21 protein-coding genes are annotated in these 20,131 nt (G+C 69.0%); 19 read left to right on the top strand and 2 right to left on the bottom strand.

Translation table 11 applies throughout. From position 1 onward, the window contains the following. Positions 1–55: 55 nt before the first annotated feature. From murC to GON06_RS13800, 9 genes are all read left to right on the top strand, one after another. On the top strand, positions 56–1,456 hold the full coding sequence (murC, locus tag GON06_RS13840; RefSeq protein WP_157312834.1) for a UDP-N-acetylmuramate--L-alanine ligase: 1,401 nt from the start codon (positions 56–58) through the stop codon (positions 1,454–1,456). A 1-nt stretch (position 1,457) separates the two neighbouring features. Beyond that, positions 1,458–2,390, top strand: coding sequence for an FtsQ-type POTRA domain-containing protein (locus GON06_RS13835; protein WP_157312833.1), 933 nt, complete (start codon positions 1,458–1,460; stop codon positions 2,388–2,390). 185 nt (positions 2,391–2,575) lie between these two features. Beyond that, complete coding sequence (ftsZ, locus tag GON06_RS13830) at positions 2,576–3,706, top strand: cell division protein FtsZ (protein WP_157312832.1); 1,131 nt, start codon at positions 2,576–2,578, stop codon at positions 3,704–3,706. A gap of 137 nt (positions 3,707–3,843) precedes the next feature. Continuing rightward, positions 3,844–4,317: a cell division protein SepF gene (locus tag GON06_RS13825; protein WP_157312831.1), complete on the top strand. Its 474-nt coding sequence runs from the start codon at positions 3,844–3,846 to the stop codon at positions 4,315–4,317. 12 nt (positions 4,318–4,329) lie between these two features. After that, on the top strand, positions 4,330–4,629 hold the full coding sequence (locus GON06_RS13820; protein WP_157312830.1) for a YggT family protein: 300 nt from the start codon (positions 4,330–4,332) through the stop codon (positions 4,627–4,629). A gap of 133 nt (positions 4,630–4,762) precedes the next feature. Next, the gene (locus GON06_RS13815) at positions 4,763–5,335 is read left to right on the top strand and encodes a DivIVA domain-containing protein (protein ID WP_157312829.1); all 573 of its coding nucleotides are present in this window, start codon (positions 4,763–4,765) and stop codon (positions 5,333–5,335) included. A 4-nt stretch (positions 5,336–5,339) separates the two neighbouring features. Beyond that, on the top strand, positions 5,340–5,948 hold the full coding sequence (gene lspA / locus GON06_RS13810; RefSeq protein ID WP_157312828.1) for a signal peptidase II: 609 nt from the start codon (positions 5,340–5,342) through the stop codon (positions 5,946–5,948). A 2-nt stretch (positions 5,949–5,950) separates the two neighbouring features. Continuing rightward, entirely contained in the window at positions 5,951–6,877 is a 927-nt protein-coding gene (locus tag GON06_RS13805; protein ID WP_332837552.1) for an RluA family pseudouridine synthase, read from the top strand. A gap of 87 nt (positions 6,878–6,964) precedes the next feature. Further along, entirely contained in the window at positions 6,965–7,537 is a 573-nt protein-coding gene (locus tag GON06_RS13800) for a GNAT family N-acetyltransferase (RefSeq protein WP_157312827.1), read from the top strand. 3 nt (positions 7,538–7,540) lie between these two features. Here GON06_RS13800 and GON06_RS13795 read toward each other — a convergent pair whose 3' ends face one another. After that, positions 7,541–8,140 carry a TetR/AcrR family transcriptional regulator gene (locus GON06_RS13795; RefSeq protein ID WP_157312826.1) on the bottom strand — a complete coding sequence of 200 codons (600 nt, stop codon included), beginning with the start codon at positions 8,138–8,140 and terminating at the stop codon, positions 7,541–7,543. A gap of 108 nt (positions 8,141–8,248) precedes the next feature. Here GON06_RS13795 and GON06_RS13790 point away from each other — a divergent pair, with 108 nt between their 5' ends. The 8 genes from GON06_RS13790 (at position 8,249) to GON06_RS13755 (ending at position 17,604) form a co-directional block, all read left to right on the top strand. Further along, positions 8,249–8,845 (top strand): DUF6230 family protein, encoded by a 597-nt coding sequence (locus GON06_RS13790; protein ID WP_157312985.1) that lies wholly within the window; start codon positions 8,249–8,251, stop codon positions 8,843–8,845. Positions 8,846–8,859: 14 nt separating this feature from the next. After that, positions 8,860–9,393 carry a DUF6114 domain-containing protein gene (locus tag GON06_RS18810; protein ID WP_232528469.1) on the top strand — a complete coding sequence of 178 codons (534 nt, stop codon included), beginning with the start codon at positions 8,860–8,862 and terminating at the stop codon, positions 9,391–9,393. After that, complete coding sequence (locus GON06_RS13780; protein WP_157312825.1) at positions 9,390–10,109, top strand: hypothetical protein; 720 nt, start codon at positions 9,390–9,392, stop codon at positions 10,107–10,109. The genes GON06_RS18810 and GON06_RS13780 overlap by 4 nt, the downstream gene beginning before the upstream one ends. 57 nt (positions 10,110–10,166) lie before the next feature. Beyond that, complete coding sequence (gene dnaE / locus GON06_RS13775; RefSeq protein WP_157312824.1) at positions 10,167–13,682, top strand: DNA polymerase III subunit alpha; 3,516 nt, start codon at positions 10,167–10,169, stop codon at positions 13,680–13,682. A 114-nt stretch (positions 13,683–13,796) separates the two neighbouring features. After that, positions 13,797–14,756: a hypothetical protein gene (locus GON06_RS13770; RefSeq protein ID WP_157312823.1), complete on the top strand. Its 960-nt coding sequence runs from the start codon at positions 13,797–13,799 to the stop codon at positions 14,754–14,756. Positions 14,757–14,761: 5 nt separating this feature from the next. Then, positions 14,762–16,072, top strand: a complete 1,311-nt coding sequence (gene hisD / locus GON06_RS13765) for a histidinol dehydrogenase (protein WP_332837551.1) — start codon at positions 14,762–14,764, stop codon at positions 16,070–16,072. Positions 16,073–16,094: 22 nt separating this feature from the next. Next, positions 16,095–16,565 carry a transcriptional regulator NrdR gene (gene nrdR, locus GON06_RS13760; RefSeq protein ID WP_157312822.1) on the top strand — a complete coding sequence of 157 codons (471 nt, stop codon included), beginning with the start codon at positions 16,095–16,097 and terminating at the stop codon, positions 16,563–16,565. Positions 16,566–16,575: 10 nt separating this feature from the next. Next, complete coding sequence (locus GON06_RS13755; protein ID WP_157312821.1) at positions 16,576–17,604, top strand: quinone-dependent dihydroorotate dehydrogenase; 1,029 nt, start codon at positions 16,576–16,578, stop codon at positions 17,602–17,604. A 36-nt stretch (positions 17,605–17,640) separates the two neighbouring features. Here GON06_RS13755 and GON06_RS13750 read toward each other — a convergent pair whose 3' ends face one another. Beyond that, entirely contained in the window at positions 17,641–18,216 is a 576-nt protein-coding gene (locus GON06_RS13750; protein WP_157312820.1) for a DUF3043 domain-containing protein, read from the bottom strand. Between the two features lie 34 nt (positions 18,217–18,250). Here GON06_RS13750 and GON06_RS13745 point away from each other — a divergent pair, with 34 nt between their 5' ends. Both GON06_RS13745 and erpA read left to right on the top strand, forming a co-directional pair. Continuing rightward, on the top strand, positions 18,251–19,663 hold the full coding sequence (locus GON06_RS13745; RefSeq protein WP_157312819.1) for a dipeptidase: 1,413 nt from the start codon (positions 18,251–18,253) through the stop codon (positions 19,661–19,663). An 81-nt stretch (positions 19,664–19,744) separates the two neighbouring features. After that, positions 19,745–20,107, top strand: a complete 363-nt coding sequence (gene erpA / locus GON06_RS13740) for an iron-sulfur cluster insertion protein ErpA (protein ID WP_157312818.1) — start codon at positions 19,745–19,747, stop codon at positions 20,105–20,107. Positions 20,108–20,131 lie beyond the last annotated feature (24 nt).

Genomic DNA, 20,131 nt, shown 5'->3' with positions numbered 1-20,131 from the left:
GCCAAGCGGGTCGCTGAGCCCGCCGAAGCGCCCGCAAAAGTAGACTGAGCAGGACATGATCAGACCCGACCTCTCCCTCCCGATTCCCGAGACCATCGAATCGGCGCACTTCATCGGCATCGGCGGCTCCGGCATGAGCGGGCTGGCCCGCATGTTCCTCGACGCGGGCATCCGCGTCTCCGGCTCGGACCGCGCAGACAGCGCCAACCTCCGAGCACTCGCGGCCGCCGGCGCGACCGTGCACGTCGGCCACGACGCCGCCCACCTCGGCGATGCCGACACCGTGGTGCACACCGGCGCCATCTGGCCGGAGAATCCGGAGTTCGTGCTGGCGAAGGAGCGAGGACTGCACGTCATCCACCGTTCGCAGGCGCTGCACTGGCTGATCGGCTCGCGCCGCCTGGTGTCGGTGGCGGGCGCGCACGGCAAGACCAGCTCGACCGGCATGATCGTCACCGCACTTCAGGCACTGGGCGCCGACCCGAACTTCGTCAACGGCGGCGTGATCGAGCAGCTCGGCCTCTCCAGCTCGTCCGGGGCCGACGACCTGTTCGTGATCGAGGCGGACGAGTCCGACGGCACGTTCCTGCTCTACGACACCGCGATCGCGCTGATCACGAACGTCGACCCCGACCACCTGGACTTCTTCGGCGATGAGGACGCGTTCTACGACGCCTTCGTGCGCTTCGGCAACGAGGCGTCCGAGGCGGTCGTCATCTCCAGCGATGATGCCGGCGCACTCCGCGTGCACGCCGGTCTCACCCATCCGAACGTGATCACCTTCGGCGAGGCCGAGGACGCTGACGTGCGCGTGACGGTCATCGCCACGGACGGTCCCGTCGCTGCCACGATCGTGCGCGGTGCGGACAGCGCGCGGATGCAGCTGGCCGTGCCCGGTGCGCACAACGCGATCAACGCCGCAGGCGCCGTCGCGGTGCTGCTGACGCTCGGGTACGCACTCGCTGACGCGGTGCGGGCCGTCGAGGGCTTCGCCGGCACCGTACGTCGTCTCGAGCTGCACGGCGCCGAGCGGGGCGTGCGCGTCTACGACGACTACTCGCACCACCCGACCGAGGTGCGCGCCGCCCTGCAGGCGATGCGCACGCTCACCGGGGGTGGCCGGCTGATCGCGATCCAGCAGCCGCACACCTACTCGCGAACGCAGCACATGTACCGCGAGTTCGCCGAGGTGCTCGAGCAGTTCGCGGACCACACGGTCATGCTCGACGTCTACGGCGCCCGTGAGGATCCGGTGCCAGGGGTGACCGGTGAACTGGTCTCCGGCGCGTTCGCCGACCCAGCCCATGTGCACTACGTCGCCGACTGGCAGGATGCCGCGGACTACACCGCCGGGTTCGCCCGCGACGGCGATGTCGTGGTGACGCTCGGCTGCGGCAACGTCTACCAGATCATCCCGCAGGTGCTCGACTCCCTCCGGCGGACTCCGGAGGCCTGACATGCGACGCCCGGCACCGATCCCGGCTTCGGAGGAACAGGCGCGTCAGTCGGTTCGCACCGAGTCCATCCGGGAGCCGGTGCCGCTGCGCGGCGACGCATCCGCGGCCGCAGACGACGTGACGGCGCCGATCGATCCGATCCATCCGGACGTCGAGGGCGATCAGGCACCGGCCGCGGAGGTCAGCGGAGCGGATGTCTGGCGCGCGGCGCGGGCCCGCCGCAAGGCGCTGCGCGCGGAGATCCGGCGGTTCACCTCGCGCTCCCGCCGGCGGCGGATGGTCTGGCTCACCTCGATCGGCGCGGTGCTGCTGGTCGTGCTCGGCACCGCGGCCGCGGCGTACAGCCCGCTCTTCGCCGTCGAGGACATCTCCGTGGTCGGCGCGAAGTCGTTGGACGCGCAGCAGGTCGAGCAGGCGCTGTCCGGGCAGATCGGCACGCCGCTCGCCCTCGTCGACGACAGCGCGGTGAAGTCCGCGCTGATGGCGTTCCCGCTGATCGAGACCTACGCGCTCGAGGTGCGCCCGCCGCACGAACTGACCGTGCGGATCGTCGAGCGCACGCCGATCGGCGTGCTGCGCTCGGATGCCGGCTACACGCTCGTCGACGCGGCGGGGGTCGCCCTCTCGACGACGGACGCCCGACCGGAGGGTCAGCCCCTGCTGACGATCACCGGAGGCGCGGGCACCGCGGCATTCGAGAGTGCCGGACTGGTGGTGCGCTCGCTCCCCCCTGAGGTGCGCACGGCGCTCACCGAGGTGCGCGCGTCCACTCCGGACAGCGTGACGCTCATCCTCGGCGACGGCAGGACGGTGCTGTGGGGGAGCGCAGAGGAGTCGTCCGCGAAGTCGGTGATCCTGTCGAAGCTGATGGCGAACAATCCGAAGTCGACGACCTTCGACGTCTCGTCGCCGACGGTCCCGGTGGTCGGCTGAGCGCTGCGGACCCGGCAGCGCGCGTTCTGCAGCGTCGATAGCGGCGAAACGCCGTGTCGCTTGGGGGCGCAGCGGCTGTCGCCGCTTACGTTCAGTCGTGAGAACGCAATACCGGGAAATACTTTACACCTCTAGTTGAGGTTTAAGGTTCACCTTCTTCAGGCTCGACATAACGGAGGCCGGCCATGAGCCAGAACCAGAACTACCTCGCCGTGATCAAGGTCGTCGGCGTCGGCGGTGGCGGTGTCAACGCCGTCAACCGCATGATCGAACTCGGCCTGCGCGGTGTCGAGTTCATCGCCGTGAACACCGATGCGCAGGCGCTGCTGATGAGTGACGCCGACGTCAAGCTCGACGTCGGCCGCGAGCTCACCCGCGGTCTCGGCGCCGGCGCCGACCCCGAGGTGGGTCGTCGTGCCGCCGAGGACCACGCGGAGGAGATCGAGCAGGCGCTGACCGGTGCCGACATGGTCTTCGTCACCGCGGGCGAGGGCGGCGGAACCGGAACCGGCGGCGCGCCCGTCGTCGCACGGATCGCCAAGTCGATCGGCGCGCTGACCATCGGTGTCGTGACCAAGCCGTTCTCGTTCGAGGGTCGCCGCCGTCAGAGCCAGGCCGAGGCGGGCGTCGCGAAGCTGAAGGAAGAGGTCGACACGCTCATCGTGGTGCCGAACGACCGCCTCCTCGAGATCAGCGATCGCGGCATCTCGATGATCGAGGCCTTCGCCACCGCCGACCAGGTGCTCCTCGCGGGTGTTCAGGGCATCACCGACCTCATCACCACGCCCGGTCTCATCAACCTCGACTTCGCCGACGTCAAGTCGGTGATGCAGGGTGCGGGGTCGGCGCTGATGGGCATCGGTTCGGCGCGTGGCGCCGACCGGGCCATCAAGGCCGCCGAGCTCGCGGTCGAGTCCCCGCTGCTGGAGGCGTCCATCGAGGGCGCGCACGGTGTGCTGCTCTCGATCCAGGGTGGATCGAACCTCGGCATCTTCGAGATCCACGACGCCGCCGACCTCGTCAAGGAGGCCGCGCACCCCGAGGCGAACATCATCTTCGGTACGGTCATCGACGACACCCTCGGCGACGAGGTGCGCGTCACGGTGATCGCGGCGGGCTTCGACGGCGGCGAGCCGACCCAGCGCCTCGAGCCGATGGTGGTCGAGCGCCCCGCGGCGCCCCTGCCCGAGGTGCGCGTGGAGAACACCGAGGTCGTCGCCCCGGCGGAGGAGAAGAAGGTCGTCGTCCCGGCGATGAGCTTCGAGCCCGCCGTCGACGACGACAGCGACCTCGACATCCCCGAGTTCCTGAAGTGACTACGCGTCGCGCGGCCGTCGCCGCTCCGGCGGAACGGCCGCGCGACACACCCGGAGGATCGGCGGGTGAATCACCGATCCGCACCCCGACCGGGGTTAACCTCGAACCAGGCCCAGACGACCAACCGGAGGACACGATGGGAAACCCGCTGAAGAAGACCATGGTGTATCTCGGCCTCGCCGATGAGGAAGAGGTCTACGAGGACGAGGCGCCGCAGCAGTCGGCTCCCGCGTCGCGCCCGCAGCGCGAGCGCGAGCGCGAGGAGCAGGCGCCCGCCCCGGTCACCCCTCTGCGTCGGCCCACGGCCGTCCGTCAGCCGGCGGGAGGCGCCGTGAACGAGATCCTGACCGTGCACCCGAAGCAGTACCGCGACGCCCAGCTGATCGCGGAGAACTTCCGTGACGGCATCCCGGTGATCATCAACCTCTCGCAGATGAGCGACGCCGACGCGCGCCGCCTGATCGACTTCGCGAGCGGCCTGTCGCTCGGTCTGTACGGGCGCATCGAACGGGTCACCAGCAAGGTGTTCCTGCTGTCGCCGGAGAACATCGCCGTCTCCGGGCACGGCGGCATCGCCCAGGCGGACTCCGCCGGCTTCGATCAGTCCTGACCGCGCGCGGCCTTGAACATCTTGGGCCTCATCGGCAGCATCCTCAACCTTCTTCTGCTGCTGTACCTGCTGGTGCTGTTCGTCCGGCTGATCCTGGACTACATCCCGCTGTTCAACCGTGAATGGCGCCCCAAGGGCGCCGGTCTCGTGATGGCGGAACTGGTCTACACCGTCACCGATCCGCCGATCCGCATGTTCCGCAAGTGGATCCCTCCGCTGCGCATCGGCACGCTCTCGCTCGACTTCGGATTCGCCCTCACCATGCTGTGCGTGCTCATCCTCATGTCGATCGTGCGCGCCATCTTCGGCTGAGAGCCTGCCGTCACAGGTCACAGGCGGGGGGACTATGCTGGCACCCAGGCGCGCCTCCCGGGTAAGCGCCACCGATATTCATCGCCAGTGCTCGACATCTGGCGCATCGTACTCATCGAAAGAGGAGCCACCCATGGCACTGTCCCCGGATGACGTCGTCCACAAGGAGTTCCAGCACGTTCGGTTCAAGGACGGATTCGACCCGGACGAGGTCGATGACTTCCTGGACGAGATCGTCATCGAGTGGCGCAAGGCCCTCGAGGAGAACGCCGAGCTGAAGGCCAAGCTGGCGGCTTACGAATCCGGTGAACGCGCTGCCGCCCCGGTGGCATCGGCTCCCGCCACCGCGGCCCCGATCTCGCACGAGGTCACCGGCTCCGCGACCGCGACCGCCGGCATCATCGAGCTGGCTCAGCGTCTGCACGACGAGCACGTCGCCGAGGGCGAGGCCAAGCGCCAGCAGCTCATCGCCGATGCTCAGACCGAGGTGGAGCGCATCCGCCGCGACGCCGAGGCGAAGCAGCGTGAGCAGTCCGCTCGTCTCGAGCGCGAGCGCAACACGCTCGAGGGTCGCATCACCGAGCTCCGCGAGTTCGAGCGCGACTACCGCTCCAAGCTGCGCAACCTGATCGAGGGCCAGCTCCGCGACCTCGACCAGCGTGCGGCCTCGACGGACTCGACTCCGGTCTCGGCCATCGGACTGTAAGTCGTTGACCCGTCGCCCTCTTCGTCGGTCGGCGGCCGGTGCGATCGTCGCGGTTCTCGCGGCGGTGGTGCTGGCCGCCGATCAGTTTGTGAAGTACCTCACCATCACGTACCTGCCGTACGGTGAGCCGGTGCCCGTCCTGGGCGAGTTCCTGCAGCTGATCTACGTGCGCAACCCCGGGGCCGCGTTCTCGATCGGCAAGGGCGCCACATGGATCTTCACGATCGCGCTGGCGATCGTCGCCGTGGTGATCATCTGGAAGGCATTCGGCCTGCACTCCCGGCTCTGGGCGGTCGTGCTCGGCTGCCTGCTGGGCGGCGTGCTCGGCAATCTGACCGATCGCCTGTTCCGTGATCCCGGGTTCCCGGTCGGCGAGGTCGTCGACATGATCTCGATGCCGTGGATGATGCCCGCGATCTTCAACGTGGCCGACATATTCATCGTCACAGGCATGATCTCGGTCGCACTGCTGGTGCTGTTCGGGATGCGGTTCGACGGCACGCGCGAGCGGGACCACGAGGCCGCTGAGAAGGCCGCCGCTGAGAAGGCCGCCGCTGAGAAGGCCGCGGCCGAGGACGCTGCGCCCGAGGCATCCGCCTCGTCGGAGAGCTGAGCGTGGAGTCGCGCACCCTGCCTGTCCCGGACGGGCTGGACGGCGCCCGCGTCGACGCGGCGCTGGCGAAGATGCTGGGCTTCTCGCGCACGTTCGCGGCGGAGGTCGCCGAGGCCGGCGGCGTGACCCAGGACGGCGTGATGCTCGGCAAGTCCGACCGCCTGCGCGGCGGCGGCTGGCTCGAGGTCAACTGGCAGCCCAAGGAGGAGCCGCGCATCGTGCCGATCGCCGTTCCCGAGCTGGGCATCGTGTACGACGACGACGACATCGTGGTGGTCGACAAGCCCACCGGCGTCGCCGCGCACCCGTCACTCGGCTGGGAGGGGCCGACCGTGGTCGGTGCTCTCGCCGCAGCCGGATTCAGGGTCGCCACGAGCGGCGCACCCGAGCGTCAGGGGGTCGTGCACCGTCTCGACGTGGGCACCAGCGGCCTGATGGTGGTCGCGAAGACCGAAGCCGCGTACACCGCTCTCAAGCGCGCCTTCAAGGAGCGCACGGTCGAGAAGATCTACCACGCCGTCGTGCAGGGGCACCCCGACCCGCTCGTCGGCACGATCGACGCCCCGATCGGGCGGCATCCGCACCACCAGTGGAAGTTCGCAGTCGTGCCCGACGGCAAGCCCTCGGTGACGCACTACGAGACGCTCGAGGCGTTCCCCGGCGCCTCGCTGCTGGAGATCCACCTCGAGACCGGCCGCACGCACCAGATCCGCGTGCACATGGCCGCGCACCGCCATCCGTGCGTCGGCGACCCGCTCTACGGCGCCGACCCGAAGATGGCCGAGCGCCTCGGCCTGACCCGGCAGTGGCTGCACGCGCACCAGCTGGCGTTCACGCACCCGGCGACGGGGGAGTGGGTCGAGTTCGAGTCGCCGTATCCCACCGACTTCCAGCACGCCCTGGATGTCCTCCGCTCATCCGGATACTGAACGCCCCTTCGTCTCGTCGCCGCGCTCCTCGCTCAGGACCTGCGGTGCAGGACTCCTGATGTCGGATGCCGCTGGCAGACTGTCGGCATGGAGATCGAGGTTCGCCCCGCCACCGAGTTCGATGACGTCGCCGCGGTCATCGGACCGCAGAAGCCGACATCGAACGTCTGCTTCTGCTTGAACTACCGTCTGGGAAGCACGGAGGCGCGAAAGCTGCGTGAACCTGACCGCTCCGCGAAGGTCCGCGAACTGTGCCACCAGGATCCGCCGCCCGGGGTCATCGCCTACGGCGACGGAGAGCCGGTGGGCTGGGCGGCGCTGCATCCCCGGCGCGACACGAGTTTCGCGCGCAACCGCCTCATCCCGCATGTCGACGACCTCGACGTGTGGTCGCTGTGGTGCTTCCGGGTGCGTCCCGGATATCGCAAGCAGGGCGTCATGCACGCGCTGATCGACGGTGCCGTCGCCTATGCGCGGGAACGCGGTGCGCCGGCGATCGAGGGGTACCCGGTCGACAACGCCGGTGAGAAGGTGAATCTCACCATGGCCTACGTCGGCACGCGGTCGCTGTTCGAGGGCGCGGGCTTCACCAAGGCGGCCGAAACCGGGTCGGTCCTCGACGGTTTCCCCCGCGTGCTGATGCGTCTCGAACTGAGCTGAGCCTCAGAGCTCCGTGCCACGCGCCGCGACGACGGCCGCTTCGAGCGAGCGCTCCAGGAAGGCGACCACGGCGTCGCGGTCGGCATCGTCGTCGACGGCGAGGGTGACGAAGATCTCCTCGGCGAAGGACACCCAGGCGCGCAGGGTGATCCGCAGTGCGCGCGAATCCGGTTCGCCGACTTCGAGGAGCGCCTCCAGCAGGTGCGCGGCGTTCTTCTCGCGGGACTCGTCGACGACCGCGCGCACGGCGGGGTCGCCACTGGCGACGCCTCGCACCAGTGAGAAGAAGGTGCCGCGGTGCTCGCGCACGAACATCGCGATGCGCTCCAGCGTGTCATGCACGCGCGCGCGGGCCGGCAGTTCGGGCCGGGGAGCGGTGGCGGTGAGCAGTGCGTCACGCGCCGTCGTGACGACGGCGCGGTGCATGCCCTGACGGGTGTCGAAGTAGTGGAAGATCAGCGCGCGGGAGACGCCGGCGCGTTCGGCGAGCTCGTCGATCGTCAGTTCGTCCAGCGGATGGTCGCTGAGGAAGTTCACGCCAGCGGCGACGAGCTGAGCACGGCGCTCATCCGGGGTGAGACGGACGCGACGCTCGACGGGCATGCCGAAATCCTATCGGCGGACGTTATTGACTATGAGTCAATGGGGGTTATGCTCGTAGTCGCGTCAACGAGGATGCTCACCCCAGGAGGATCGATGAAGAAGCCCACCATGAAGTTCTCGAAGCTGACCACCACGCACGGCGGGCGCATCGCGCTGGCCGCCGTCCCCGTCGGGATCGCCGCCGCGGTCCTCATGGGAGGAGTGGCTCAGGGACAGGTGCCGGTCTCGTTCGCCGTGTCCGGCAGCCAGTTCCAGATCAGCGCGAGCCAGCTGGAGGGCACCGGCTTCTCGCAGTACGCGGGCGTCGCGACCGATTCCGAGGGCGGAAAGCACACCGTCGCGATCGCGAACATCAAGAGCGCGACCCTGGCGGACCTCTGCCAGTCGGTCGTCACAGAGACCCCGCTCGGCAAGGTCGGCGTGCTGATCAAGGCCGGCGGCGGCGACGCCCCGGCATCCGCCTCCGACCTTCAGATCGGCATGACCGGTCTGAAGGGCGATGCGTCGTTCGGGCACATCCGGATCGGCGTGGACGCGTCGACCGTGGGCACGGACGCGAAGGGCACCGCCGGCGACTTCGCCCAGGACGCCGACACCGTCTCGATCAAGGGACTGCAGCAGACCGCGTGGAGCACGCAGGCCTCGGTGTTCACGCTCACCGGCATGAGCCTGGAGCTGACGGACGGATCAAAGGGATGCTTCTGAGCGGAGCTCATCCGATGGCTGACAGCGAGGATCTGGACGGGACGATGTCGTCACGCCGCGAGCGACGCGCGTCGGCGCGCGCCGACGCGGATGCTGCGGAACTCGAGTCCCTGCTCGCAGACGGCGAGGCGTCCGCTGACGAGACGGTGCCGCTGGGCGGCTGGCGGCGGTTCCGGGGCTGGGCGAAGCGTCGTCCGTTCATCGGCGGGCTGCTGATCGCCGTGGCCGGTGTGGAGATGTTCTTCTCCGGCCAGCTCGACATCGGCCATCTGCACGTGCAGCTCGGGATCGAGGGGCTTCAGGCCACGATCATCCCGGTCGCCCTGCTGCTGCTCGGAGCCCTGGCGATCACGATGCCCGTGCACCACGTGTTCTACGGCGTCCTCGCGCTCGCGGTCGCCTTGTACTCGCTGATCGGCGTGAACCTTGGCGGGTTCCTGATCGGCATGATCATGGCGTCGGTAGGCGGCGTGCTGGTGGTGGCCTGGATGCCGCGCAAGGCGGCCGCGGTCGGTGACACCTCGCCCGACGGAGGGGTCGCCTCGTGACGGCGCGCCGCGTGAGGCTCGCGGCGGCCGCTCTGGCGGTCTGCGCACTGGTGATGCCGCTGACGGTCGGCGCCGCGGCGGCGCCGACGAATGCGCGGCACGCCGGATTCTGCGACGTGCTCCCGTGGCTCTGCCCGAAACCGGCCGAGCCCGATCCGACCACGAGTCCATCGCCCTCACCGAGTGATCCGGCGGCCGGGACCCCCGCTCCGGAACAGCCGGCGGCTCCCGGCACGGAGGGCGCGGAGGGCGCGGTCCCCACGCCCACACCGACACCGGTCGTCGCAGAGCCCGATCCCGGCGCGCCGGTGTTCACCGACGTCCCGGCTCAGATGGGATCGCAGGGGCTGTCGTTCAGCGGTCTGAAGTCCATCGGGATCGTGACCGTGCCCACGGCGAGCGGCAAGGACGTGCGCGTGCTGAAGATCAGCGCGGACGCCATCACCATCACCGGCTTCTCGCTGACGGTGCGTCCGCCGGACGGCCCAGGTCTGGTCACCAAGGCCGACAAGATGGCGCTGCGAGGGAACGTGACCGTGTACATCGGCTCGATCACTGCAGAGGGGGGGAACGGCGAGACGCTGACTCTCGGACTCGACACGCCGCCTGCGCTGGACGACATCAGGCCCGGACTGCTCCGCGTGACGATGGGCTTGGTCGGCACACTCGCCGACTCGATCTCCTACACGAACACGGATCAGTACATCGTGGAGTGAGCAGCTCGCCCGTGGCATCCGTCTTCGAGGTCGGATGCCACGGGTAGGCTCGAATCCATGGCATCCGACTCCTTCGTGCACCTCCATGTCCACAGCGAGTACTCGATGCTGGACGGTGCGGCGAAGATCGGCGCGATGACCCAGGCGGCGGCCGAGTACGGCATGCCGGCCATCGCCGTGACCGACCACGGGAACACCTTCGCGGCGTTCGAGTTCTACAACGCGGCCAACGCCGCAGGGGTCAAGCCCATCATCGGCCTCGAGGCGTACGTCACCCCCGGCACGCACCGCAGCGACAAGACGCGAGTGGCATGGGGCTCGGCCGATCAGAAGAGCGACGACGTCTCCGGTGCCGGTGCATACACCCACATGACCATGTGGAGTCAGAACACGCAGGGCATGCACAACCTGTTCCGGCTCAGCTCCCTCTCCAGCATCGAGGGCTACTACTTCAAGCCCCGTATGGACCGCGAACTGCTGCAGACCTACGGCAAGGGTCTGATCGCCACCACCGGGTGCCCCTCCGGCGAGGTGCAGACCCGCCTGCGCCTGGGGCAGTACGACGCGGCTCGCGCGGCGGCGGCGGAGTTCCAGGACATCTTCGGCAAGGAGAACTACTTCGCCGAGATCATGGATCACGGCCTGTCCATCGAGCGGCGGGTCATGACCGACCTGCTGCGCCTGGCCAAGGACCTGAGCATCCCGCTGGTGGCCACGAACGACTCGCACTACACGCACCAGCACGAGGCGGATGCGCACGAGGCGCTGCTGTGCGTGCAGTCGGGGTCGACCATGGACGACCCGAACCGGTTCAAGTTCGACGGTGACGGCTACTACATCAAGACCGCGGCCGAGATGCGGCAGCTGTTCCGCGACCACCCCGAGGCGTGCGACAACACGCTGCTGATCGCCGAACGCTGCCAGGTCGAGTTCGACACCTCGGCGAACTACATGCCGAAGTTCCCGGTGCCCGACGGCGAGACCGAGGACAGCTGGCTGGTCAAGGAGGTCGAGGCCGGCCTGCACTACCGCTACCCCGGCGGCATCCCCGACAAGGTGCGCAAGCAGGCGGAGTACGAGCTCGGCGTCATCCTGCAGATGGGCTTCCCCGGTTACTTCCTCGTGGTCGCCGACTTCATCAACTGGGCGAAGAACAACGGCATCCGCGTCGGACCGGGCCGCGGTTCCGGCGCGGGTTCGATGGTCGCCTACGCCATGAAGATCACCGACCTCGATCCGCTCGAGCACGGCCTGATCTTCGAGCGCTTCCTCAACCCGGACCGCGTCTCGATGCCCGACTTCGACGTCGACTTCGATGACCGCCGTCGTGGCGAGGTGATCGACTACGTCACCGAGAAGTACGGCTCCGAGCGTGTCGCGCAGATCGTCACCTACGGCACGATCAAGTCCAAGCAGGCACTGAAAGACGCGGGGCGCGTGCTGGGCTTCCCCTTCAGCATGGGCGACCGGCTCACCAAGGCGATGCCACCCGCTGTGATGGGCAAGGACATGCCGCTCAGCGGCATGTTCGACAGCGGGCACCCCCGCTACAAGGAGGCCAGCGAGTTCCGTGCCCTGATCGACACGGACCCCGAGGCCAAGACGGTGTTCGAGCGCGCCCTCGGCCTGGAGGGGCTGAAGCGCCAGTGGGGCGTGCACGCCGCGGGCGTGATCATGTCGTCGCACCCGCTGCTCGACATCATCCCCATCATGAAGCGCGAGCAGGACGGTCAGATCGTCACGCAGTTCGACTACCCGTCGTGCGAGTCTCTCGGCCTCATCAAGATGGACTTCCTGGGGCTGCGCAACCTCACGATCATCTCGGACGCCCTCGACAACATCCGCCTGAACCGGGGGGAGGAGCTCGACCTCGAGCACCTCCAGCTCGACGACCGCGCGGTGTACGACCTCCTGGCCCGCGGCGACACGCTGGGTGTGTTCCAGCTCGACAGCCCGCCGCTGCGTTCGCTCATGCGCCTGATGAAGCCCGACAACTTCGGTGACATCTCCGCACTCATCGCGCTGTACCGGCCGGGCCCCATGGGCGCGAACTCGCACACGAACTACGCGCTTCGAAAGAATGGGCAGCAGGAGATCACACCGATCCATCCCGAGCTCGCCGAGCCTCTCGCCGACATCCTCGAAGAGTCCTACGGTCTGATCATCTATCAGGAACAGGTCATGGCGATCGCTCAGAAGGTGGCGGGCTTCAGCCTCGGACAGGCAGACATCCTGCGGCGCGCGATGGGCAAGAAGAAGAAGTCCGAGCTGGACAAGCAGTACGAGGGCTTCTCGGGCGGTATGAAGGAGCGCGGTTACGGCGAGGGCGCCGTCCAGGCCCTGTGGGACATCCTGCTGCCCTTCTCGGACTACGCGTTCAACAAAGCCCACTCGGCGGCGTACGGACTGGTCTCGTACTGGACCGCCTTCCTGAAGGCGCACTATCCGGCCGAGTACATGGCGGCGCTGCTGACCAGCGTCGGCGACTCGAAGGACAAGATGGCGCTGTACCTCAACGAGTGCCGCCGCATGGGCATCAAGGTGCTCCCGCCAGACGTCTCGGAGTCGATCAACTTCTTCGCGGCCGTCGGGGAGGACATCAGATTCGGCCTCGGCGCAGTCCGCAACGTCGGCAGCAACGTCGTCGACGGCATCATCGAAGCGCGCAAGGAGGAGAAGTTCACCTCGTTCCACGACTTCCTGAACAAGGTGCCGCTGCACGTGGCGAACAAGCGCACGGTCGAGTCCCTGATCAAGGCCGGCGCGTTCGACACGATGGGCAACACCCGCCGGGCGCTGCTGGAGATCCATGAGGACTCCGTCGAAGCTGCCGTGAGCACGAAGCGCAGAGAGGTGAACGGCGAGGTCGGATTCGACTTCGACAGCCTCTGGGAGGCCGATGAGGTCCCGCCCGTCCAGGTGCCGGAGAAGCCCGAGTGGACGAAGAAGGACAAGCTCGCTTTCGAGCGGGAGATGCTCGGTCTCTACGTCTCCGATCATCCGCTCGCGGGACTCGAGGTGCCGCTGGCGAAGCACGCCTCGATCTCGATCCACGACCTGCTCGCCTCCGAGGACCTGCAGGACGGCGACCAGGTCACCGTCGCCGGGCTCGTCACCAGCGTGCAGCACCGCGTGGCGAAGGCCAGCGGAAATCCCTACGGCATGATCACCGTCGAGGACTTCAACGGCGAGGTGACCGTCATGTTCATGGGCAAGACGTACACCGAGTTCCAGCACGTGCTGCAGCAGGATGCGATCCTCGCCGTGCGCGGACGGGTCTCCCGCCGAGACGACGGACTCAACCTGCATGCGCAGTCGGCGTTCGCGCCCGACGTCGGCTCCTTCGACGCCGCCGGCCCTCTCTCGCTGGTTGTGGCCGAGCAGCGTGCGACCGAGCGCGTGATGATCGAGCTGGCGGAGGTTCTCCGACGGCACTCCGGGGAGACCGAGGTCGTGCTGAAGGTGCATCGGGGCGGCTCCGCGAAGGTGTTCGAGGTGCCGATGCCGGTCTCCGTCTCCGCCGACCTGTTCGGTGACCTGAAGTCCCTTCTGGGCCCGTCCTGCCTGGGCTGAGCACCGTCGTCCGCCGTCATCGGCGGCGGACGGACGGTCTCCGCCGGTAGGATCGGGTCGCGTACCCGGCGCTGCGAACTCCCCAGACGCGCGCTGCGACGAAAGGAAACATCGATGAGCACCGCGGCCCCTGACGATGGCGTGCTGTACGAAGAGCAGGTCGAACCCCAGCCCGGCATCCTCGGGATGACGTTGCGCGAGCTTCTGATCGTGGCCTGCTGGGTCATCGGATTCGTCGTCTCGTTCTTCCCGGTCGGCGGCCATGGCGCCGGCTCGCTGTGGCAGAGCGGGCTGCACTGGATCCTGCCGATCGCGGTGCCGACGGTCGCGGTGTTCCTCATCGTGCTGCGTCGGTTCTCGCCGGAGGGCATCCGGCGGATCGGCTCCCTGGGCGTGGATCAGTTCGCGTCCGTCGCGTTCTCGGTCTCCGCCCTGCTCTGGGTGCAGCTGCTCTGGGACCTCGGCTCCGCGTCGGCCTCTGCAGGTGCCTTCCTGATCGGCTGGTCTCCGATCGTCGAGACGATCATGGCTCTCGCGCTCGTCGTGCTCACCGTGCTCGCGCCGCTCGTCCCCGGACTCCGCGAGGACTTCCAGGGACGGCTCGAGACCCTGGCGCACCGCAATGCGAACCCGGTCCGTCCGGTGATCGCACCCGCGCGCGCCGACCGCGAGCTGCTCGCGATCGAGGCCCCCGTCCACGAGACACAGGTCGACGAGGCGGACGCGGAGGCGGCCGAAGTCGCCGAGCAGGAGGAGGACTTCCTGTTCGCCACCGGCCCCGATGCCGTGACGGAACTGCTCACCCCTGACGAGGACGACCAAGATCTCGCCGAGACACCGGATGAGGAGACGCATCCTGCGGACGATTCCACCCCGGCCGATGCGACACAGCCGTTCTGGATCCTCACCCCGGATGCGCGCGAGGTGCTCGACGAGCACGGCCGGGAGCTCTTCACGATCGGACCGCACGCTTGGGCGCTCGTGATCGACGATCGCGGCGGCGCCTACGTCATCCGTCATGACGACGGCCGAATCGGCTATCTGCACGACATCACCAACATCACGAAGGGCTGACCCGGGTGCGCACCATCGATCTCCGCGGACAGGAACTCTCCGCCGCGGCAATGCTCGCCGCCGTCCCGCGCGCCGTGCAGGCCCGCGCGGAGGCACTCGACACGGCCGCACGCATCGTCGACGATGTGCACCGTCGTGGCGAGGAGTCGCTGCGTGAGCAGGCCGAGCGCTTCGACGGCGTGTCCGGTCACGCGATCCGCGTTCCCGCCGAGCACATCACCGAGGCGCTCGCGTCGGTCGATCCACGCGTCCGCGCGGCGCTCGAGGCTGCGATCGACAGGGTGCGCCGCGGATCCGCGGCGCAGGTGCCGGACTCGTGCACCACCGAGATCGGCCCTGGCGCGCGCATCGTGCAGCGCTGGCAGCCGGTCGACCGCGTAGGGGTGTACATCCCCGGGGGCAAGGCGGCACTGGCATCCAGCGTCGTGATGAACGTCGTCCCGGCCCAGGTCGCAGGCGTCAGGAGCATCGCGCTCGCATCGCCTGCGCAGAGCGCCCACGCCGGGCGGATCGATCCGACCATCCTCGCAGCCGCGGCCCTGCTGGGCATCGACGAGGTCTACGCGATGGGTGGGGCTGGAGCGATCGGCGCCCTCGCCTGGGGCGTCGAGAGCCTCGGCCTCGACCCGGTCGACGTGGTCGCCGGGCCCGGGAACAACTACGTCGCCTCGGCCAAGCGCGCCGTGGCGGGCATCGTGGGCACCGACTCCGAGGCCGGCGCCACCGAGATCCTGATCGTGGCGGATGCTGCCGCCGACCCGCTGCTCGTCGCGGCGGATCTCATCAGCCAGGCCGAGCACGACGAGCAGGCCTCCGCTGTGCTCGTGACCGACTCGCCCGAGCTCGCCGAGCGCGTGGCGGAGCAGGTCAGCACCCTGACCGCACGCACGAGGCACAGTGCGCGCGTCCAGGTCTCGCTGAGCGGCCCGCAGTCCGCGATCGTGCTCGTGGACGACCGGGACATGGCCGTCGCCTTCAGCAACGCCTACGCGCCCGAGCACCTCGAACTGCACCTCGCCGATGCCGAGAACGCCGCGGACGCGTTCACGAGCGCGGGCGCCGTGTTCCTCGGCGATCAGACCCCGGTGAGCCTGGGGGACTACATGGCGGGCAGCAACCACGTGCTGCCCACCGGCGGCCAGGCCCGCTACGCGCCAGGACTCGGCGCGTACACCTTCCTCCGCCCGCAGCAGGTGATCTCCTATGATCGCGAGGCGCTCGCGCTGGTGCGCGAGGGGGTCGTCGCACTCGCCGAGGTGGAGGGGCTTCCGGCCCACGGCGAGGCCGTCGAGGCGCGCTTCGCCGATCGGGGCTGATCCGCGAGTACGCTGGATCATCATGCACTGCCCCTTCTGCCGGCACCCGGACTCCCGCGTGATCGATTCGCGCACCAGTGACGACGGACTGTCGATCCGCCGCAGACGCCAGTGCCCGGAGTGCGGCGGACGCTTCACGACGACGGAGACGGCGAGCCTCGCGGTGATCAAGCGGTCCGGCGTCGTCGAGCCGTTCAGCCGTGACAAGGTCATCTCCGGCGTGCGCAAGGCGTGCCAGGGGCGTCCGGTGACGGAGGCGGATCTCGCGGTCCTCGCCCAGCGCGTGGAGGAGGCGGTCCGGCAGACGGGCGTCTCGCAGCTGGACACCAACGAGATCGGCCTGGCCATCCTCGGACCGCTCCGCGAGCTCGACGAAGTGGCGTTCCTGCGCTTCGCCAGCGTGTACCAGGCGTTCGACTCACTCGAGGACTTCGAGACCGCCATCGGCGAGTTGCGTGCCGACCGTGAGAAAGCCGGTGCCGGCGACCGGTAATCTGGCAGGGATGTATCCGCTGCTCTTCCGCCTCGTCCTCTCGCGCTTCGATCCGGAGTTCGCGCACCACGCCGGCATGGCCGTCATCCGCGTGGCCGGCACGCCTCCGTTCTCGTGGGTCGCCCGCGGGCTGACCAGGCCGCACCCCGAGCAGCGTGTGCAGGCGCTCGGGCTGTCGTTCCCGTCGCCGTTCGGCGTGGCCGCCGGATTCGACAAGAACGCCGTCGGCGTGCGCGGGCTCGCCGCGCTCGGGTTCGGTCATGTCGAGGTCGGCACCGTCACCGCCATCCCGCAGGACGGCAACCCGAAGCCCCGGCTGTTCCGGCTCGTCGCCGATCGCGCCGTGATCAACCGGATGGGCTTCAACAACGAAGGAGCGGATGCTGCGGCGAAGCGGCTCCGGAAGCTGCGCCGCCGCGCGCCGCAGACCATGATCGGCGTGAACATCGGCAAGAGCCGCGTCGTCGATGTCGAGAACGCGACCGCCGACTACGTGGCGTCCGCCACCCGGCTGGCGCCGCTGGCCGACTACCTGGCCGTGAACGTCTCGTCGCCGAACACCCCGGGCCTGCGCGGACTGCAGGCCGTCGAGACACTCGCTCCGCTGCTGCGCGCGGTGAAGGAAGCCGCGGGGGAGACCCCGCTGCTGGTGAAGATCGCGCCCGACCTGCCGGACGAGGAGATCTCGGCGATCGCCGCCATGGCGGTGTCCGAGGGGCTCGCCGGCATCATCGCGCACAACACCACCATCGGCCGTGAGGGCCTGGTCACCGATCCTGCGGTCGTCGAGGCGGCCGGTGCGGGCGGACTGTCCGGAGCGCCGCTGAAGCAGCGCTCGCTGGACGTGCTCGCCGTGGTGCGCGCGGCCGTCCCCGCCGACTTCTGCGTGATCGCGGTCGGCGGCGTTGAGAGCGCGGAGGACGTGCAGAAGCGGCTGGATGCCGGCGCCACGCTGGTGCAGGGCTACACGGCCTTCCTGTACCGCGGTCCGTTCTGGGCGCGCCAGATCAACCGCGGACTGCGCAGCGCCGCTCGCTGATCAGCAGAATCCTGGGTCCCTGAGCCTGTCGAAGGGTCAGTCGGGGTACTGCCCGCGCTTGACCTGGGCCTTGGGCAGCCGCATGAACCGCATCTGCAGGGAGCGCATCGCGGCGTACCAGCCCAGGCCGCGCTCGAGGCGCTCCTTGCCGAACTTCGCTGCGGCCTTCCGCTTCACCCGCCATGCCAGCAGCACCATGTCGAGCACGGCGAGCAGCATGAAGATCCAGAGCGCGACCATCGCGCCGTAGGCGATCGTCGTGATCGGCATCAGCGCGGCGATTATGACGACGACCATCATCGCCATCACCCACTCGCTGAGGTGCCAGCCGGCGTCGACGTAGTCGCGCACCCAGCGGCGCTGCGGGCCCTTGTCGCGCGGCGGGAGGTATTTGTCCTCACCGCGTTCCATTCCGAGGCGCGCACGGTCGCGCCGCGCCTGGAGGTCGGCCTTCGCCGCGGCTCGGGCCTCCTTGGTGTCCGCGACGAGGGGGCGACGGCGCGCGGCCTCCTGCTCTGCGCGCGTCGGCGTGGCGCGGCCCTTGCCGACGGCGGGCGTCTCGGGTGCGTCGTCGTTGGCGGGGGGAGTGGAAGCGGGCACAGCAGTCCTCATGTCGTGGAACGGGATTTTCCTTAAGATTACTCGCATGACCACCATCTCCTCCCCGTCGTCCGCCGAGCAGGACGCATCCGTCCTCGAGGCGGTCGCCACCGGCATCCCCGCAGCCCTCTCCGACCTCGGTTCGCTCGTGCGCATCCCCGGCATCGCCTGGCCCGCGTTCGATCAGACCCAGCTGGAGCGCAGCGCCGACGCCGTCGCCGACCTGGCCCGTGGAACAGGCGTCTTCGACGAGGTGCGGGTGCTGCGCGCGGCGATCCCCGGGACCGACGAGATGGGGCAGCCTGCCGTGCTGGCGACCAGAAAGGCCCGCAACGGCCGCCCGACGATCCTGCTCTACGCGCACCATGACGTGCAGCCGCACGGCGACGAGGCTCTCTGGGAGACGCCGCCGTTCGAGCCGACTGTCCGTGACGGGCGCCTCTACGGGCGCGGCGCCGCAGACGACAAGGCGGGCATCATGTCGCACATCGCCTCGCTGCGCGCGGTGTCCGAGGTGCTCGGCGACGACTTCGACCTCGGCGTCTCGATGTTCATCGAGGGGGAGGAGGAGTACGGCTCCCGGTCGTTCGCCCAGTTCCTCTCCGACAACGCCGACGCGCTGCGCGCCGACGCGATCGTCGTCGCCGATTCCGGCAACTGGGACCAGAGCACGCCGGGGCTGACCGTCTCGCTGCGCGGCAACGCGCGGTTCACGCTGAAGATCCGCACGCTCGAGCACGCCTCGCACTCGGGGATGTTCGGCGGAGCGGTGCCCGACGCGATGATGGCGGCTGTCACGCTGCTCGCCACGCTGTGGGATGCCGACGGCGCGGTGGCGGTCGAAGGGCTGCGGGCCAGGGATGCGGCGACGCCGGCCTACGGCGAGGAGACGCTGCGCGAGGAGACCGGGCTGCTCCCCGGGGTGTCGCCGATCGGACGGGACGAGATCCTGAGCCGCATCTGGAACAGGCCCTCCGTGACCGTCATCGGCATCGACGCGACCAGCGTCGAAGCGGCATCCAACACGCTGCTGCCGGAGGTGAGCGTCGTGATCAGCTCGCGCGTCGCGCCGGGGCAGAGCGCAGCGGACGCCTACGCGGCGCTCGAGGCGCACCTGCGGGCGCATGCGCCCTTCGGTGCGGAGCTGACGTTCAGCGACGTGGATCTCGGAGACGGATTCCTCGTCGACACCACGGGATGGGCGGTCGAGCTGACCCGCGGTGCGATGGCGGACGGGTACGGCGTGGCACCGATCGACCTCGGCGTCGGCGGGTCCATCCCGTTCATCGCGGATCTCGTGCGGGAGTTCCCGGGAGCGCAGATCCTCGTCACCGGTGTCGAGGACCCGCACTCGCGCGCGCACAGCCCGAACGAGTCGCTGCACCTGGACACCTTCCGCAACGCGGTGCGGGCCGAGGCGCTGCTGCTCGCGCGGATGAACGGCGCGGCACAGGGCTGAGGGGACCGGCCGCCGCGGGTCCTGCGGCGGTAGACTTCGAACAGGGCGGCGCCCGCGCCGCACGAGTACTCAAGGAGTGACATGAGCGACACCACGCTGACCGAGACGAGCACCCGCGCGCACGGCGTCGGCCTGACCGAAGCCGCCGCGCTGAAGGTGAAGAGCCTGCTCGAGCAGGAGGGCCGCGACGACCTGCGTCTGCGTGTCGCCGTCCAGCCCGGAGGATGCTCCGGCCTGATCTACCAGCTCTACTTCGACGAGCGGTTCCTGGACGGCGACGAGACGGTCGACTTCGACGGCGTCGAGGTCATCGTCGACAACATGAGCGTCCCGTACCTGGACGGCGCCTCCATCGACTTCAAGGACACCATCTCGGAGCAGGGGTTCACGATCGACAACCCGAACGCCCAGGGGTCCTGCGCCTGCGGCGACAGCTTCCACTGACCCGCCGCCAACCTGCGTGGTTGG

The sequence above is a fragment of the Microbacterium sp. MAH-37 genome (assembly GCF_009758255.1).
GTDB lineage: Bacteria > Actinomycetota > Actinomycetes > Actinomycetales > Microbacteriaceae > Microbacterium.
Note: the sequence above shows the minus strand (reverse complement) of the source record. Positions and strands in the feature narration are given on the sequence as shown.